The sequence below is a fragment of the Streptomyces flavofungini genome, from assembly GCF_041028215.1.
GTDB classification, from domain to species: Bacteria; Actinomycetota; Actinomycetes; order Streptomycetales; family Streptomycetaceae; genus Streptomyces; species Streptomyces flavofungini_B.
In genome coordinates, this window is sequence record NZ_JASKYR010001085.1 from 1 (window position 1) to 1,627 (window position 1,627).

A 1,627-nucleotide genomic window follows, 5' to 3' on the forward strand; every position below is an offset into this window, starting at 1 on the left:
TGGCCCTGCCGCAGTCGGCCGCGCCCTGCGCTCCCACCCCGCGGCGACGCCCCGGGCCGCCCGCGAAAGCGGCGGTGCCGATGCTGCTCGCCGCGCTGGTGTGCCTCACCGTCGGTTTCTGGGCTCTGACCCGGCTCTGACGGGCGCGTCCCACGTGGGAGCGGACGCGGCGGGCGAAGAGGCGTCCCCGCGACGGGCCGTCAGCGTCCAGACGCCGAGGATGACCAGCAGCGTCACCCCGGTCCCGATTCCTCCGACGGCGATGGCCGCGAGCAGCGGGTCGTCGCCCGTGCCGCTCCCCGCGGCCGTCTCCCCGCGCCTCGCGGCCTCCGTGTCCCGTTCCGTGACGCCGAACTCGTCGGCGGGCCGCGACGCACCCGCGTAGACGGGGCCCGGCAGCGGATCTCCGACGACGTCCACACGCAGCGTGAGCTCCAGCGGGGCAGCGCCGAACTTCTCCGCCACCTCGGGGCTGAGGTGGACGGACACGTAGTACCAGCCCGCGAACCGCATCGCGGACACCGAGTCCGCCGTGGCGTAGCGGTTCTCGTAGGCGACCGGCGGCAGCGGGTCCAGGGCGGCCGACTTCTGCTTCCCGTCGTACGCCGTGTCCGCGTCCCCTGCCTCCGCGCGCACCGGGTTGGCCAGCGTCATGACCAGGCCGGACGAGACGTACCCCGTGCCGCGTGGCCGCACCGACTCCGAGGCGCCGTCCCGGCCGCCGCTTGAGGTGCCCACTTCCGCGCTGACGGAGAGCTGCTGACCCCAGTCGACCGGTACGCGGTAGTAGCGGGTCCGGCCCGGCGCCACGCTGTCCCCCCAGACGCCCGCGTCCAGGGCCCGCGCCGTGTTGTAGCTCGTACCGCCCACACGCCGCTTCCGCTCGCCGGACGGCGGCACGGGTGTGGTGGAGTTCCAGGAGCGCGGCGGAGCCGTCGCACCCGCCGCCCGCAGCGGGGGTTCCGACACGACGCGCAGCTCCAGGTCCCAGTCGGCCCGGGAGGACTCCGGGGCGCTGGTGCGCTCGACGAGCACGTAGAAGGTGCCGGCGCCCGCGCAGCCGGTCTCGTCGGGGCCCGTTCCGCGTGCCGCCGTGGCCGTGATGGGGCGCGGGCTCTCCGAGGCCCCGAACCGGGCCTCCTGCGCCTCGATGGGGCTGCAATTGTTGCCGTCGGCGTCCTGTACGGACACTTCGACGCCGTCGGCGTACGAGACCCGGGTGCCGAGGCGCGGCACCGCGGTCGCCGACACGTACGCGCTCTCCCTGGCCTGGAGGTCCAGTCGGTAATAGAGGCGTCCCGCGTGCGGCAGGGAGCTCTCGTAGGTCTTGCCGGGGCTCAGCGGGGGCCCGTCGACGTTGCTCGTCGCCCCGTCGACCGTCTCCGCGCCCTCGGCGAAGGCGTACGGATTCGGCGCACCCGTACCCGTGGCCGTACCCGTGGCCCTGGTCTGCCAGGGGAACGTCCCCACTGCCGTGGCTGCCGTGGCCTGCCCCGGCAGCGCGACCAGGGCGACCGCCGCGACGATCACCGCCGCCATCCGGCCGCGCCGCGCCCGAGCCGCTCCCGGGCCCATACCGCAGCCCCCGTCCGCTTCCGAACCCATGCCGCAGCCCCCGGCCGCTCCC

The 1,627-nt window shown here is 75.4% G+C and carries 1 protein-coding gene; it reads right to left on the reverse strand.

Going from position 1 to position 1,627, the window contains the following annotated elements:
- Positions 1–105: 105 nt before the first annotated feature.
- Positions 106–1,627 (reverse strand): hypothetical protein (locus AB8Z36_RS38610; RefSeq protein WP_369218032.1); only part of this gene is annotated, 1,522 nt, incomplete at its 5' end.